The following is a 15,957-nucleotide window of genomic DNA, read 5'->3' as shown; positions in this document are numbered from 1 at the left end:
CCATTCGTATCAATGAAATCTTATACAAAAAAAAAGAGGTTGGAACATGACTGAATTTGCCGTGTCCAAAAACGAATGTTGCGCTGACATCTAGGCTTGATTAATCTAAATCGCTGATCCTCGTTGCAGGCGGCTGAATCTAAGGGCGGACGGGGTGCTTTGGCAATCTGCGTGGTCACCCCTGTCCGCTGACCACGCAGGAGTCAACAGCTTGAAACGTTAATTACCGGTATTCTACTATCATCATTCATTTTTAACAGAGCTAAGGAAAAAAGGACTGAGAATATGTATTCTCAGTCCTTTTTTGTACAAGCTCGGCAAGGCTGCCTTGCTATCCTTATTAAAGTCCGTATGGGTTGCGCAATACATTGGTTTGATTGCGGTCTGGTCCAACAGAGAAAATGGACAATGGAATGCCTGTCAGCTGTGATACGCGTTCCAGGTAAGTTCTAGCATTCGCTGGGAGGTCTGAGAGCGTCTTCGCTCCTGTAATATCCTCCGTCCAGCCAGGAAGCTCCTCATAGACCGGCTCACATTCAGCTAGCACTTTCAGACTTGCCGGGAACTCTTCCATGATTTGTCCTTTGTAGCGGTAAGCCACACAAATCTTCAATGTCTCAATACCAGTCAAGACATCAATGGAGTTCAAGGAAAGGTCAGTCAATCCGCTCACACGGCGGGCATGTCTTACAACAACACTGTCGAACCAGCCAACACGACGCGGGCGTCCAGTTGTTGTCCCGTACTCTCTTCCTACCTCCCTGATCTGGTCGCCAATCTCATTGTGAAGCTCAGTTGGGAAAGGTCCATCCCCTACACGAGTTGTGTATGCTTTGCACACACCGACAACATGATTGATTTTGGACGGGCCGACACCAGCTCCGATTGTGACTCCCCCTGCTACTGGGTTAGAGGAAGTAACAAATGGATAAGTACCTTGGTCAATATCAAGCATAACCCCTTGTGCACCTTCAAAAAGAACGCGACGACCCTCATCAAGGGCATCATTTAAAACAACAGATGTATCACATACATATTTCTTGATCTGCTGTCCATACTCATAATATTCTTCAAAGAAATCAGCTAGGGTAAATCCTTCTGTCTCATAGAATTTCTCGAGCATCCGGTTCTTTTCCTCTAGATTTCGTGTCAATTTTTCTTCAAATACTTCACGATCAAGCAAGTCAGCAATGCGGATGCCGATACGGGCAGCTTTATCCATATAAGCAGGCCCAATGCCTTTTTTCGTTGTACCAATCTTATTGGCTCCCTTGCGTTCTTCTTCTACCTCATCCAGCTTCAAGTGATAGGGAAGAATAACGTGAGCACGATTAGAAATACGAAGATTGTCGGTAGAAACACCGCGTTCATGTAAATAAGCAAGCTCTCCGATTAAAGCCTTTGGATCAACGACCATCCCATTACCGATAACGGAAATTTTGTCCTTATAGAAAATTCCTGATGGAATTAAATGTAGCTTATATGTTTCGCCATTAAACTTAATAGTATGTCCTGCGTTATTGCCCCCTTGATAACGAGCAATGACTTCTGCATTTTCAGAGAGAAAATCAGTGATCTTCCCTTTCCCTTCGTCTCCCCACTGTGTACCAACTACAACTACTGAAGACATTCTGACACCTCCAAAATTTATGAGCAATCAGCATATGCTTTTTGCTTAACAAACATACTTAGTGTACCAATATCGAGCAGGATTATCAAGAAAAACACGAACATTTTTATTGGATAATTAAAGTATGTTCGTGATTATTTTAGGGATATAAAAAATCCGCCCCATTCAGGCAGCGGATTCTCTTATTATGCACCAGTCGGAAACGCGTCATTCTCAAACCTTCGTTCCAGATTGACGAATTTATTGTATTCTTTCACAAAGGCAAGCTGCACCGTACCGACCGGGCCATTCCTTTGTTTCGCAATAATGATTTCAATGACATTTTGGTTCTCTGTTTCTTTATCATAGTAGTCTTCCCTGTAGAGGAAGGCTACAATATCGGCATCCTGCTCAATACTCCCGGATTCACGAATATCAGACATCATTGGACGTTTATCTTGACGCTGCTCCACTCCACGGGAAAGCTGGGAAAGGGCAATAACCGGCACCTCAAGCTCACGGGCCAGCGCCTTTAAGGAACGGGAAATCTCAGATACCTCCTGCTGCCTGTTCTCACCGGAACGGCCATTCCCTTGGATTAGCTGCAAGTAGTCAATCAAGATCATGCCAAGACCATGCTCCTGTTTAAGACGACGGCATTTAGAGCGGATTTCACTAATGCGAACCCCCGGTGTATCATCAATAAAGATTCCTGAATTGGACAGGCTCCCCATCGCAAGCGTTAGCTTTCTCCAATCCTCATCTGTCAATGAGCCTGTACGTAAGTTCTGGGCATTAATATTCCCCTCAGCGCATAGCATACGCATGACAAGCTGTTCAGCTCCCATCTCCAGGGAGAAGATGGCAACATTCTCATCGGTTTTTGTTGCGACGTTTTGGGCAATATTTAAGGCAAAGGCTGTTTTACCAACAGATGGACGTGCAGCGACAATGATCAGGTCATTACGCTGGAATCCCGCTGTCATCTTATCTAAATCATTAAACCCTGTCGGAATACCAGTAATATCACCGACACGATTATGCAAAAGTTCAATATTATCATATGTCCGAACAAGGACATCCTTAATATTATGGAAGGCACCCGCATTTTTGCGTGAAGCAACTTCCATAATGCTCTTTTCTGCTTCTCCAAGCAGGCTTTCCACTTCATCCTCACGTGAATAACCATCTTGAACGATTCCCGTCGCCGTATTAATCAATCGGCGCAGTACAGATTTCTCTTCTACGATTCGAGCGTAATACTCAATATTAGCCGCTGTTGGCACAGAAGAGGCAAGCTCTGTTAAATAAGACACACCGCCAACTTCTTCAAGCTGTTTCGTTGCGCTAAGCTCTTCTGTTACCGTCACTAGGTCGACGGCTTTCCCCGTGTCATTCAGCTTGAGCATAACGAGGAAAATCTTTTGATGTGCGCTTCGATAAAAGTCCTCCGGAAGAAGAATCTCCGAAGCTAGTATAAGTGAGGAAGGCACAAGAAAGATTGCTCCTAATACAGCCTGTTCGGCTTCCACGTTTTGTGGCGGTACCAAATCAGTAAAGAGCTCATTCATTCGGCAAACCCCCTTTGTATAATAAGGCCCTTCTGACAATCGTTCATGCCTGGGCATCTCTAATATCATTCATACTGTTTGTTCTTCTATTGTATATGGAAATGAACAGAATAGGTATAGGTAATTATTTATTAATTTATCCACTAAAATCTATCATACTAAAAAAAAGTGATGAAATCAGCTTTTGAGCTTTTCATCACTTTTTTTCTGAAATTATTTCCCGGAAAATGTCGCTTATTGTTCCTTGACGTGTACATTTAAGGTAGCTGTCACTTCATGATGAAGCTTAACAGGCACCTTTGTGTAACCTAAAGATTTAATCGGATTTTCAAGATCAATCTTCCGTTTATCCAGCTTCACTTTATGTTGCTTTTGCATGGCATCAGCAATTTGCTTGCTTGTAATGGAGCCAAAGATGCGGCCGCCGTCGCCAGATTTCGCTTGAAGCTCAACTGTAAGCTTTTCTAAGCTCTCTTTTAGTTTCTTCGCATTTTCAAGCTCTTCCTGGGCAACCTGAGCCTCTTTATTCTTTTGGTTCTCTAATGTCTTCATATTGCCGCCTGTTGCTTCTACAGCGAGTCCTTGTTTAAGCAGGAAATTATGGGCGTATCCGTCAGCCACATTTTTAATTTCCCCTTTTTTCCCTTTACCTTTTACATCTTTCAAGAAAATAACTCTCATGAAATGGTACCTCCTTCTAATTGCTCATCAATTGCTTCTTTCAGCATTTGTTCTGCCTTCAGCATGGATATTTTTTCAAGCTGAGTTGCCGCATTTGTTAAATGACCGCCGCCCCCGAGCTGCTCCATGATGACTTGAACATTGACCTCACCAAGCGACCTTGCACTAACACCAATAATGTCTTCTTCCTTCTTCGCAAGCACGAATGAGGCAGATACACCTTCCATAGACAGCAATGTATCTGCTGCTTGGGCAATCAGCACCTGATCAACATAGCCCGATACCTCTCCGCTTGCAATAGCGACGCCATCCTTGTAGAAATACACATTGCTCAAAAGCTTTGCCCGCTGCAGGTAAGAATCTACACTCTCCTTTAGGAGCCTCTGAACCATGATGGTATCAGCTCCATGGCCTCTTAAGAATGAAGCCGCATCAAAGGTACGCGAACCAGTTCGGAACGTAAAGGATTTCGTATCCACGATAATCCCTGCCAATAAGGCGGTGGATTCAAGCATTTCCAACTTAACCCGGCTCGGTTGATACTCAATCAACTCTGTCACAAGCTCAGCCGTAGAGGACGCATATGGCTCCATATAGACAAGAAGGGAATTATCAATGAATTCCTCCCCTCGCCGGTGGTGATCGATCACCACAATCTTCTCTGTACGAGAAATGATTCTGTCATCGATGACCAGGCTTGGTTTATGTGTATCTACGACAACCAGCAGTGTCTTCTCGGTAATAAGCTCTACACCATTCTCAGGTGATATAAACATGGCATCGAGCTCCGGCTTCTGCTTAATCTCACAGAGCAGTCTCTTAACGCCTGAATCGAGCTCATCCCGATCAAGGATGATATAACCGTCGCGGTCATTCATCTGGGCAATCTTCAATACACCAAGAGAAGAGCCTATGGCATCCATATCAGGGAATTTATGCCCCATTATAATGACCTTATCGCTGTCAATAATCAAGTCACGAAGTGCATGGGAAATAACTCTTGCTCGGACACGCGTCCGTTTCTCCATCGGATTCGTTTTGCCCCCGTAGAATTTCACCTTCCCATTTGGCAGCTTGATGGCTGCCTGGTCCCCACCTCTTCCTAACGCAAGGTCAAGACTGGATTGAGCTATAACACCAAGGTCAGGCAAGGATGGAATTCCACTGCCGATACCGATGCTGAGTGTAAGCGGCACATTCTGTTTAGCTGTCGTTTCCCTTACATCATCAAGGATAGAAAACTTTGTCTTTTCCAGCTCAGTAAGGATGTTTTCATTCATTACTGCAATGAACCGATCTGAGGATATCCTTTTCAAAAAAACACCGTATTCCTTCGCCCAATTATTCAGCAAGGATGTAACGAAGCTATTAAGCCCGCTTTTCCGCTGATCATCCATCCCTTGGGTCACATCATCATAGTTATCAAGGAAGATGATTCCAATAACAGTCTGTTCATCCTCATACAGCTTCTCAATCTCTGTTTGCTCAGTCACATCAAAGAAATAAAGCAGCTTCTCATCCGGTTTATGGACGATACGGTATTCCCGATTATAAAATGTCAGGATGGTCTCGGTCTCCTGTTTGCGGAGAAAAGGAAGCAGCGGTTCTGCCGCCTGTTCTATATACTTGCCTACCAAAGTATCCTCTTCAAGGCATTTGGCCATATATGGATTGGCCCACTCAACTAAAAACTCATCATTGTACAATAAAATGCCAATAGGCATTTCTAAAAGCGCTTCCTCTCCAACCCTCTTTAACCGATAAGAAAGGGTAGAGATGTATACCTCTGTTTCTTTTCGTACTGCAGACTCAATCTGCAGAATCAAAAAGAAAAAGGTGACAAAGAGCAAAGAAGCCACTAATGCAAAAATCCAATTATAATAAGCAAGGATGCCAACAATCATCACGCTTACGCTTATCAAAGCGTAAATCGGATAGCGAATCGCTTGCTTTTTTAAATAAGACGGCATGGTTTCAGCTCCTAATTAAAATGAGGTCAATTATGTATTACATCTATTATACTTGATAGTATAGCACCATGACCAACATGGTAATAATTCTCATGTATATTCAGACATAGCTAATTATCATTTTAGTATAAGTAAAACGAAATAACAGTAATAACGCCTATAATGATATGAACGATCCTTGTTTATTCTCCCCCGAAATCTTTTTTATAAAGCCGGGAATATCTTATCTGTGTAATTCATTCCCCGCATATGCTATTTTGTCCTATATTGATTATATAGCCCTATTCTAAAGGACGATTTCCCTTTTGTTTTTCCCGGTACCATTCCATAGGACACTTTTGTACAGAATGTTATCCATTGATTATATTTCCAAAGGATATGAATAGCAGTGTGGACTTTTAGGGAGATGACGGAGAAGAATATAGATTTTTTGTCCAGAAAAGCGTTCTTCAAAAAGAACAACCGATTTATTTTGTTTCCTATCTATCCCTTAAGATGAAGGTCATCATCACCTCAACAACTTACAGGGGTATTATGTGAATAAATTATATAGTGCTATATCAATTTAGAAAAAATTGAACTACGTCTATCAATGGAGAGTGTTTCTGTCTTCCTTAAAGTCCCTGAAAAATAAAAACACAGCAAGGTCGAAACCTGCTGTGTTTTTTATCGTTCTTACTTATCTTCTGCAACGAATGGAAGAAGAGCCATAGTACGAGCACGTTTAATTGCGATAGTCAATTTACGTTGGTACTTAGCGCTAGTTCCAGTCACACGACGTGGAAGAATTTTTCCGCGTTCAGAGATAAACTTTTTAAGAAGATCTACGTCTTTGTAATCGATGTGCGTAATGCCGTTTGCTGTGAAGTAGCAAACTTTACGGCGTTTTGCACGTCCGCCTCTGCGTCCGCCTGCCATTTGATTCACTCCTTTGAGTTAAATTATATATTTCACACTGCGTTTAAGTTCATTTTAGAATGGAAGGTCATCATCGGAAATATCGATTGTTTGTCCATCATTGCTGAATGGATCATCATCGATTTTCGTATAACTGCTATCCTTCCGTTGATTCTGGTTTTGGCTGCGATTGCCCTGACCGCCAAATGGATTATCATTGCCTCCATATTGGTTTCCGCCCATTCTCTCACCTGATGAGGAGCCTTTTGGCTCAAGGAATTGCACGCTTTCTGCCAGTACCTCGGTTACGTATACACGTTTTCCATCTTGGCCTTCATAGTTACGCGTTTGAATGCGTCCATCGACCCCAGCAAGATTACCCTTCTTCAGATAATTAGCTGCATTTTCTGCTTGGCGGCGCCAAACAACACAGTTAATGAAATCCGTTTCCCGTTCACCTTGTTGATTGGAAAATGTGCGGTTAACCGCTAGCGTGAAAGTAGCAACCGGCACACCATTTGGAGTATAGCGGAGATCAGGATCCTTCGTTAAACGACCTACCAAAATGACACGGTTTATCATCAGAATCAACTCCCGTTATTAGAAAACTGTTCCACATGGAACAAGTAACATCCAATAAAATTATGCTTCTTCTTTAACTACGATATGACGGATGATATCTTCGCTGATTTTAGCAAGACGGTCAAATTCTTGAACAGACTCAGCAGTTTCAGCTTGGATTTTGTTGATCATGTAGTATCCATCACGGAAATCATTGATTTCGTAAGCTAGACGGCGTTTGCCCCATTCTTTTGTTTCAAGAACTTCAGCACCTTTGTCAGCCAAGATGTTGTTAAAACGCTCAACTAGCGCTTTTTTGCTATCTTCCTCAATGTTTGGACGGATGATATACATAATTTCGTATTTTGTCATCACTGTCACCTCCTTTTGGTCTAAACGGCCCAATGGGCAAGGAGCAATTAACGATAATTACTCACAAGAATAGATTATACTACAGCGGAGATTTTATTGCAAGGTTGAGGAGAGTAATGAAAACTTAGCGCGATTTAAACACTTAGCCCATTTTTAAGGGTATTTTCAACAGAACGGCCTCGCACTCCATAGGGTAAGCGAGATCACGAGGCTAGAAACAACTTCCCCTAACATATGGAATGCAAGAACATAAAAAAACTGTAGGCACAATCCTACTCGGATTGTGCCTACAGTCTAAGTGCCAATCACTTGAATGGCTACCTTGCTTATTCTTATACGTTAAAGCGGAAGTGGATGATGTCTCCGTCTTTTACTTCGTATTCTTTTCCTTCAAGGCGGACTTTTCCTGCTTCCTTCGCTGCTGTCATAGAGCCTGCTGCCATGAGGTCGTCGTAGGATACAATTTCTGCACGGATGAAGCCGCGTTCGAAGTCAGAGTGGATGATGCCGGCACATTGTGGTGCTTTCATTCCTTTTCTGAATGTCCATGCACGTACCTCTTGTACACCTGCTGTGAAGTAAGTTGCAAGGCCAAGAAGATTGTAGGATGCGCGAATCAATTGATCTAGGCCGGATTCTTCAATGCCAAGCTCTTCAAGGAACATTTGCTTTTCTTCTCCTTCAAGCTCAGCGATTTCAGACTCGATTTTTGCACAAATAACGATAACTTCTGCTTTTTCACCAGCAGCAAATTCACGTACTTGTTTCACATATTCATTATCCGATGCATCAGCAACCTCGTCTTCATCAACATTCGCTACATATAGAACAGGCTTGACCGTCAATAGGTGAAGACCTTTAACGATTTTTTGCTGTTCATCAGTGAATTCAACGGCTCTAGCTGGCTTTTCTGCCTCAAATGCTTCTTTCAATAAGGAAAGGACTTCAAATTCAGCTACTGCTTCTTTGTCCTTCTGCTTAGCTAGCTTGCCAACGCGTTCAATACGTTTTTCAACTGTTTCCATATCTGCTAAGATAAGCTCCAAGTTGATGGTTTCAATATCATCAATTGGATTTACTCGGCCAGATACATGTGTGATGTTCTCATCAGCGAAGCAGCGGACAACGTGGCAGATGGCGTCTACCTGGCGGATATGTGAAAGGAATTTATTCCCGAGTCCTTCCCCTTTGCTTGCGCCTTTTACGATTCCGGCGATATCGGTGAATTCAAAAGCAGTAGGAACTGTCTTTTTCGGGATGACAAGCTCTGTTAGCTTTTGTAATCTGTGGTCAGGTACTTCAACGATTCCCACGTTTGGATCAATTGTACAGAATGGATAGTTTGCTGATTCTGCACCTGCCTGGGTAATTGCATTAAAAAGTGTGGATTTTCCGACGTTCGGTAATCCAACGATTCCAGCTGTTAATGCCAATTCATTCACTCCTTATGTGTAAAACATGTAAACATGTCAATAATCACTTAAACCTTTTCCAATTATAGAGACTACGTGTGTAAATGACAAGCGGTCGAGTCTGTTTTCTTCCTAGCCTGCTGAGGTATTCAGCTAGCTTCGTGCTTCTCAACAACCTTCTTCATCTTCTTCACGAACTCCTTGCGAGGCAGCATGACACTGTGCCCGCAGCCCTCACATTTAATCCGGATGTCCATGCCAATTCTGATGATCTTCCAGCGGTTCACCCCGCATGGATGCTGTTTCTTCATTTCAACAATATCATTCAAGGCAAATTCTTTCTCATCCAAACTAAACCACCCTTTACCTGTTATTATTTCAAATTCAATCATCCTGTTGTCTTTGTCCGTAAAGTGGAGCATGATCAAGTCTCCGGCTCATAAACTAGCTCACCAAATTGATACAATCCATATTATCATATCCTGTGTTTAGTCATAGGATAAAAAACTCACAAAGGATAAAGTTTTTTAAGTCTTTATTGAATGATATATCAAAATAATTATTCCGTTTTATTCCTGCATTCTAAAATTACTAGATTACCAATTCACTCCATGTTTCTAGTCTATAAGGGAGTGGGTATATTGTATATAGCTTAAAATCTGCTGTCTAAGCAGTCACCAATCAGATAACCATCTCTAAGAGTTATACTTTTAAGCATTTAATTTCAATTCCAATGTATATATATTTTTGCTTTTCCGTATACTGATAGTATCTTTCTTGAGGAGTGGTACAAATGAACATGAGGCCTTCTTTTTTTGAACACCGACACTCAGCCAATCGAATATCTTATGAAGAAGAGAATGCCCATCATGTTCTCTCCAAAGAAATCATTTCTCTTTTACCTAAGGAAAGGAATCGTCCAATCGTCATTGTTTGCATCGGGACTGACAGATCAACTGGTGATGCTCTAGGACCTTTGATTGGAACCCTTCTAAGTGAAAAGCCTTTAGCAAACTTCTATGTTTACGGAACATTGGATGATCCAATCCACGCTGTTAACTTAGAGGAAAAATTAGCGAATATCCATCAATTACACGATAACCCGTTCATCATAGGGATTGATGCGTGCCTCGGTAAAGTCAAAAGCGTCGGCATTATTCAAATCGGGAAAGGACCCGTTAAACCGGGTGCTGGAGTCAATAAGGAACTGCCTAATGTGGGCGATGCCCATATTACAGGAATTGTAAATGTCAGTGGCTTTATGGAATTCTTTGTCCTGCAAAATACACGTCTTAACCTAGTGCTGAAGATGGCCAAAACCATCTCCAGAGGCATATACTTAGCCGGCCTTTCCTATAATCATGCCAACTCAGTTTCACCTACATTTAATTGGAATTATGAGGATGAACACCTTCAGGAAAACTGAAAAAATAAAAAAACCATTAAAAATGGTTTTTTTATTTGTCCAGCATTTCAAGGATTCTCTCTAAATCATCATCTGAGAAGAATTCAATTTCAATCTTTCCACGTTTCTTTGATTTCTTGATTGTTACAGAAGTTCCAAATCGTTCCCGCAGATGACTTTCACGCTCTTGAATGAAAATATCCTTAGGCGGCTCCTTCTTTGTTTCACGTGAAACATTCTCGTTTTGATTATGAATAATCTCCTCTAGCTGTCTCACATTTAAGTTAGCTTTAATCGCTTTGTCGGCAATCGGCTTTATTAAGCTCTTATTCTTTAATCCTAATAGAGCACGTCCATGTCCCATGGATAGTTTGCCATTAGAGATGTAATCCTGAATGTCATCTGGCAGGGATAATAAACGGATGTGATTGGCAATATGAGGGCGGCTTTTCCCCATTCTTTTTGCCAGTTCTTCTTGTGTGATATCGAGTTTTCGAAGGAGTGCCTGATAGGCTGCGCCCTCTTCCACAGGATTTAAATCCTCGCGCTGCAGATTCTCCAGCAGGGCCAATTCCATCATCTGTCTATCATCGAATTCACGAACGACGACCGGAACTGTTTTAAGCTTCGCTTCTTTTGCAGCACGGAACCTTCTTTCCCCTGCGACAATTTCATACCCTTTAATGCTGCTTTTTCGGACGATCAATGGCTGCAGAATGCCATGCTGTAAGATAGAATTCTTTAATTCTTCGATGGCATCCTCCTGAAATGACTTCCTCGGCTGATAAGGGTTGGGCCGCAAATCGGAGAGTTTAACTTCCTCTATGGATTCCTCTTTGCTGACTTCCATATTAGTAATTAAGGCATTAAGACCTTTCCCAAGTCCCTTTCCCAGTCCTTTACCCATTTGCAACCACTTCCTTTGCCAAGTCTATATATACTTCTGCGCCACGTGATTTTGGGTCATAAATAATAATGGGCTCCCCGTGGCTTGGTGCCTCACTTAATCGGACTGTACGAGGAATAATTGTCTTATAAACTTTATCCTGGAAGTACTTCTTCACTTCATCAATGACTTGAATGCCAAGATTTGTCCGAGCATCAAGCATGGTGAGAAGCACTCCTTCTATCTTTAATTGTTGATTTAAATGCTTTTGAACTAGACGTACTGTGTTGAGTAATTGACTGAGGCCTTCAAGGGCGTAGTATTCACATTGCACAGGTATAAGTACAGCATCAGAAGCTGTTAGGGAATTAAGCGTTAATAATCCTAAAGAAGGAGGGCAGTCAATGATAATGTAATCGTATTGATCAGACACTTCCTCAAGAGCCCTTTTTAAGCGGACTTCCCGAGAAATGGTCGGAACGAGCTCAATTTCTGCGCCGGCTAGTTGAATCGTTGCCGGGATTACATCGAGATTTTCTACCTTGGTCGGTTTGATTACATCGGCTACCTCGACATCATCTATGAGGACATCATATATGCACTGTTCTACGTCAGCTTTCTCTATCCCTACTCCACTGGTCGCATTCCCTTGAGGGTCAATGTCGACTAGCAAAACTTTTTTTCCTATGTACGCCAAGCAGGCCCCCAAATTGACGGAAGTCGTTGTTTTACCAACTCCCCCCTTTTGGTTTGCTATGGATATTACTTTTCCCATGTTGTCACCTGCCCCATTTCTCATTCATCTTGTAACGTATTCTATTTTATCATGTTTCCAATTTTCGAGGTCCATATATTTATAATATTGTAAAGAAAATAACGAAATATGTAAAAACGTATCATAAATGAAAAAAACCAGGCAATCTTCTTGATTGCCTGGAGCATAAATAAACAAAATTATTGCTTCTTTTTTGGGATGCGGATTGTAATTTGGTAGAAATCATCAAATTCCGCTTCCTCTGAATCTAGGTTTATCCCATTATCTTTCACCATAGTCATAGATTGCCTGATTGTATTAACGGCAATTCTCATATCCTTGCTGAACGCTTTACGGATTGAGCGCGGCTTCTTCTCTGTATCTTTGGATAGAAGCTTATTGACCCGCTCTTCTGTCTGTTTGACATTCAAGCCCTTTTCAATAATCTCTTCCACAAGCTTGTCCTGTAATTCAGCATCCTTTAGTGGAATGAGTGAACGGGCATGTCTTTCTGTGATTTGCTTATTCATGACAGCAGATTGGACAGTTTCTGGCAGCTTTAAGAGGCGAATCTTGTTCGCAACGGTTGATTGTCCAATACCTAGCTGGTTAGCAAGTCCTTCTTGTGTCAATTGATGGAGTTCAATCAGCTGACTGTACGCGATGGCTTCTTCAATCGGGGAAAGTTCTTCACGCTGAAGATTCTCAATCAAGGCCACAGAAGCTGTTTCCGTGTCAGATAAATTATTGATAATTGCCGGGATGGTTTCCCATCCTAATTTACTGACGGCCCGAAAACGTCTTTCTCCGGCGATGATTTCATAACGGCCTTCCTGAAGTTCACGCACGACGATTGGCTGGATAATTCCATGGGTTTCAATGGTTTGGGCAAGCTCATTGATTTTCTCATCAACAAAAACGCTCCGTGGTTGAAAACGATTCGGAGTGATGGAATTAATTGGAATTTCATGAACTTCATTCCTTATTTCTTCCATCTGATGATGTTCTTCTATAGTCTCTTCCTTTTCTCCAAGCCCAAAAAAACGTGAAAAAGGATGTTTACTCATCCCTACACCACCTTTAAAAAACTTCCAACTAGCATACGCCCTAGTTGATAACCTTAGCAATAAAACGGGAACGCCTCATTCATCTGGTAATCGCTATCTTTCATTATACAGATTTTTCGTACTCCCGTCTGCTAAAGTTTCTTTATTCAAGAGGCTGCTTATTCGGTGTTCCTGGTTTCCGAGGGTACTTTTTCGGTGTTGCCTTAACTTTATCGATGATAACGATATGACGGTCACTATCCTCTTGCGGAAGTTGGAAGTAATGATCTTCTTTTATCTTCCCGCCAAGGATGGTGACAGCCTTTTTCCCAGTGCTCATCTCATCCTCTGCCCCGGCCCCTTTCAAGGCAACGAATTGGCCGCCGACCTTCACGAGCGGCAGGCAAAGCTCACTAAGAACAGATAGACGTGCTACCGCACGAGCAGTCACGATATCATATTGTTCTCGCTGGTCTGATAGTTTTCCGAAGGTTTCAGCCCGGTCATGATAGAGACTTACATTTTCCAGGCCAAGTGTTTCGGTCAAAGTCTTCAAGAAGGTAATTCGTTTATTGAGCGAGTCAACAATGGACACCTTTAAGGATGGGAAACAAATCTTCAGTGGAATGCTCGGAAATCCTGCTCCCGCTCCTACATCACATATGGACTTCTCTTCAGAAAAATCGACGAAGAAGGATGGAGAAATCGAATCATAGAAATGCTTCAAATACACTTCTTCCTTCTCTGTGATGGCGGTCAAGTTCACCTTTTCATTCCATTCAACCAGCATCTTGAAATAGGTTTCAAACTGGTCGAGTTGTTTAGGAGAAAGGTCAATCCCCTTCTCCTTTAACGCTTGTTCAAATTCACGAATATTCATGTGCTTACCTCATTATTAGTTTTGGGCTATTTTAGCGATTTTCCCTTGTTCGATATAGACGAGCAAAATGGAGATATCGGCTGGGTTAACACCAGAGATCCGAGATGCCTGTGCAACGGATAATGGTCGAACCTGTTTCAATTTCTGTCTAGCCTCAGAGGCGAGTCCTGTGATGGCATCATAGTCAATCAAGTCAGGAATCTTTTTGTTCTCCATTTTCTTCAGCTTTTCAACCTGCTGAATGGATTTTTCGATATAGCCTTCATATTTCACTTGGATTTCCACTTGCTCTGCTACATCATCCGTGATTTCTGTATCACTTGGGATGAGCTCGCTCACAAGATGGTAGTTCATTTCAGTCCGGCGCAATAAGTCATGACCGCGGATACCATCCTTCAACTCGCTGCTTCCCCACTCTTTCAGTTTAGCCTGAACATCAGCGCTCGGCTTAATGATCGTATTTCGAAGCCTTTCGATTTCCGCTTCGATGGATGCCTTTTTCTCTTGGAATCGTTCGTAGCGTTCATCACTAATCAAGCCGATTTTGTGACCAATTTCCGTCAAGCGAAGATCTGCATTATCATGGCGGAGGAGCAAACGGTATTCTGCTCTGGATGTCAATAAACGGTAGGGCTCATTCGTCCCCTTCGTAACCAGGTCATCTATTAAAACTCCAATATAGGCCTCTGAGCGGCTTAGGATGAGCTCCTCCTCATTCAGAGCCCTGCGGCCTGCATTAATCCCTGCCATTAAGCCTTGACCTGCTGCCTCTTCGTAACCAGAGGTACCGTTAATTTGTCCTGCTGTATAAAGATTCTTAATTTGCTTTGTTTCTAGTGTTGGCCAGAGCTGAGTCGGAACGACCGCATCATACTCGATTGCATAGCCGGCACGCATCATTTGGACATTCTCAAGTCCAGGAATTGTAGAAAGGATCTCCTTCTGAACATCCTCCGGAAGGCTTGTGGAAAGTCCTTGAACATATACCTCATGTGTGTTGCGGCCTTCTGGCTCAAGGAAGATTTGGTGGCGCGGTTTATCATTAAAGCGAACCACTTTATCTTCAATGGATGGGCAATAACGCGGACCAGTGCCCTTGATCATGCCGGAATACATTGGTGAGCGATGAAGATTGCGATCAATGATGGTATGTGTTCCTTCATTCGTATACGTAAGCCAGCATGGTAATTGGTCAGTAATATAAGCGGTTGTTTCATAAGAAAATGCTCTTGGTACATCATCACCAGGCTGGATTTCTGTTTTACTGTAGTCAATCGTTTCCCCGTTTACACGTGGAGGCGTTCCTGTTTTAAAGCGAACCAAATCAAAACCAAGCTCTTCTAGATGTTCTGAAAGCTTGATGGACGGCTGCTGATTATTCGGACCGCTGGAGTATTTCAATTCGCCGAGTATGATTTCACCGCGCAGGAAGGTTCCTGTTGTAATGACAACTGCCTTAGAATGATAAACTGCTCCTGTTTGGGTGATGACCCCTTTGCATTCGCCTTCTTCTATGATAAGACGGTCAACCATTCCCTGCATGAGTGTAAGGTTCTTCTCATCCTCTAATGTTTTCTTCATTTCATTTTGATAGGCAAATTTATCAGCCTGTGCCCGCAGTGCGCGGACGGCTGGTCCTTTACCTGTATTGAGCATCCGCATTTGGATGTGTGTCTTATCAATATTTCTCCCCATCTCTCCGCCCAGGGCATCAATCTCCCTAACGACAATCCCTTTGGCAGGGCCTCCGACAGATGGATTACATGGCATGAATGCCACCATATCAAGATTAATGGTCAAGACAAGCGTCTTTGCACCCTGTCTTGCCGCGGCCAAACCAGCCTCACAGCCGGCATGCCCCGCTCCTACTACTATTACATCATATTCACCAGCATGATATGCCATTGTTTAAC

General features: G+C 42.6%; 15 protein-coding genes. 1 reads left to right on the top strand and 14 read right to left on the bottom strand.

All coding sequences use genetic code 11. The annotated features are described in order from the left end of the window. Positions 1-340: 340 nt before the first annotated feature. The 9 genes from ACI35L_RS04405 to ACI35L_RS04365 all read right to left on the bottom strand — a co-directional run bounded on the left by ACI35L_RS04405 (position 341) and on the right by ACI35L_RS04365 (position 9,465). Positions 341-1,630 carry an adenylosuccinate synthase gene (locus ACI35L_RS04405; RefSeq protein WP_049672667.1) on the bottom strand — a complete coding sequence of 430 codons (1,290 nt, stop codon included), beginning with the start codon at positions 1,628-1,630 and terminating at the stop codon, positions 341-343. Positions 1,631-1,815: 185 nt separating this feature from the next. Next, entirely contained in the window at positions 1,816-3,180 is a 1,365-nt protein-coding gene (gene dnaB / locus ACI35L_RS04400; RefSeq protein WP_049672666.1) for a replicative DNA helicase, read from the bottom strand. Between the two features lie 234 nt (positions 3,181-3,414). Beyond that, positions 3,415-3,861, bottom strand: coding sequence for a 50S ribosomal protein L9 (gene rplI / locus ACI35L_RS04395; protein WP_049672665.1), 447 nt, complete (start codon positions 3,859-3,861; stop codon positions 3,415-3,417). Next, entirely contained in the window at positions 3,858-5,831 is a 1,974-nt protein-coding gene (locus ACI35L_RS04390) for a DHH family phosphoesterase (RefSeq protein ID WP_049672664.1), read from the bottom strand. Before ACI35L_RS04390 ends, rplI begins: the two co-directional genes overlap by 4 nt. A 675-nt stretch (positions 5,832-6,506) precedes the next feature. After that, complete coding sequence (rpsR, locus tag ACI35L_RS04385) at positions 6,507-6,749, bottom strand: 30S ribosomal protein S18 (protein ID WP_049672663.1); 243 nt, start codon at positions 6,747-6,749, stop codon at positions 6,507-6,509. A gap of 54 nt (positions 6,750-6,803) precedes the next feature. Further along, positions 6,804-7,310, bottom strand: coding sequence for a single-stranded DNA-binding protein (gene ssb / locus ACI35L_RS04380; protein ID WP_049672662.1), 507 nt, complete (start codon positions 7,308-7,310; stop codon positions 6,804-6,806). Between the two features lie 60 nt (positions 7,311-7,370). Beyond that, positions 7,371-7,664 (bottom strand): 30S ribosomal protein S6, encoded by a 294-nt coding sequence (gene rpsF / locus ACI35L_RS04375; RefSeq protein WP_269431797.1) that lies wholly within the window; start codon positions 7,662-7,664, stop codon positions 7,371-7,373. A 329-nt stretch (positions 7,665-7,993) separates the two neighbouring features. Beyond that, positions 7,994-9,094 (bottom strand): redox-regulated ATPase YchF, encoded by a 1,101-nt coding sequence (gene ychF / locus ACI35L_RS04370; RefSeq protein ID WP_049672660.1) that lies wholly within the window; start codon positions 9,092-9,094, stop codon positions 7,994-7,996. A gap of 128 nt (positions 9,095-9,222) precedes the next feature. Then, the gene (locus ACI35L_RS04365; protein ID WP_049673092.1) at positions 9,223-9,465 is read right to left on the bottom strand and encodes a DUF951 domain-containing protein; all 243 of its coding nucleotides are present in this window, start codon (positions 9,463-9,465) and stop codon (positions 9,223-9,225) included. 401 nt (positions 9,466-9,866) lie between these two features. On the opposite strand from ACI35L_RS04365, the gene yyaC reads away from it, so the two are divergent. After that, complete coding sequence (gene yyaC / locus ACI35L_RS04360) at positions 9,867-10,499, top strand: spore protease YyaC (RefSeq protein ID WP_049672659.1); 633 nt, start codon at positions 9,867-9,869, stop codon at positions 10,497-10,499. 31 nt (positions 10,500-10,530) lie between these two features. On the opposite strand, the gene ACI35L_RS04355 is transcribed toward yyaC, so the two are convergent. From ACI35L_RS04355 to mnmG, 5 genes are all read right to left on the bottom strand, one after another. After that, positions 10,531-11,373, bottom strand: coding sequence for a ParB/RepB/Spo0J family partition protein (locus ACI35L_RS04355; RefSeq protein ID WP_049673091.1), 843 nt, complete (start codon positions 11,371-11,373; stop codon positions 10,531-10,533). Between the two features lie 4 nt (positions 11,374-11,377). Further along, positions 11,378-12,139, bottom strand: coding sequence for a ParA family protein (locus tag ACI35L_RS04350; RefSeq protein WP_049672658.1), 762 nt, complete (start codon positions 12,137-12,139; stop codon positions 11,378-11,380). Between the two features lie 179 nt (positions 12,140-12,318). Continuing rightward, positions 12,319-13,185, bottom strand: coding sequence for a nucleoid occlusion protein (gene noc, locus ACI35L_RS04345; protein ID WP_049672657.1), 867 nt, complete (start codon positions 13,183-13,185; stop codon positions 12,319-12,321). Between the two features lie 142 nt (positions 13,186-13,327). Then, a complete protein-coding gene (gene rsmG / locus ACI35L_RS04340; RefSeq protein ID WP_049672656.1) occupies positions 13,328-14,044 on the bottom strand; it encodes a 16S rRNA (guanine(527)-N(7))-methyltransferase RsmG in 717 nt (238 codons plus the stop codon). Between the two features lie 15 nt (positions 14,045-14,059). Further along, positions 14,060-15,949: a tRNA uridine-5-carboxymethylaminomethyl(34) synthesis enzyme MnmG gene (mnmG, locus tag ACI35L_RS04335; RefSeq protein WP_049672655.1), complete on the bottom strand. Its 1,890-nt coding sequence runs from the start codon at positions 15,947-15,949 to the stop codon at positions 14,060-14,062. Between the last annotated feature and the right edge of the window lie 8 nt (positions 15,950-15,957).

Source organism: Pradoshia sp., from assembly GCF_051873915.1.
In the GTDB taxonomy this organism is placed as follows: Bacteria; Bacillota; Bacilli; order Bacillales; family Pradoshiaceae; genus Pradoshia.
The sequence above is the reverse complement of the archived record's forward strand: the minus strand, read 5'-3'. Positions and strand labels throughout refer to the sequence as shown.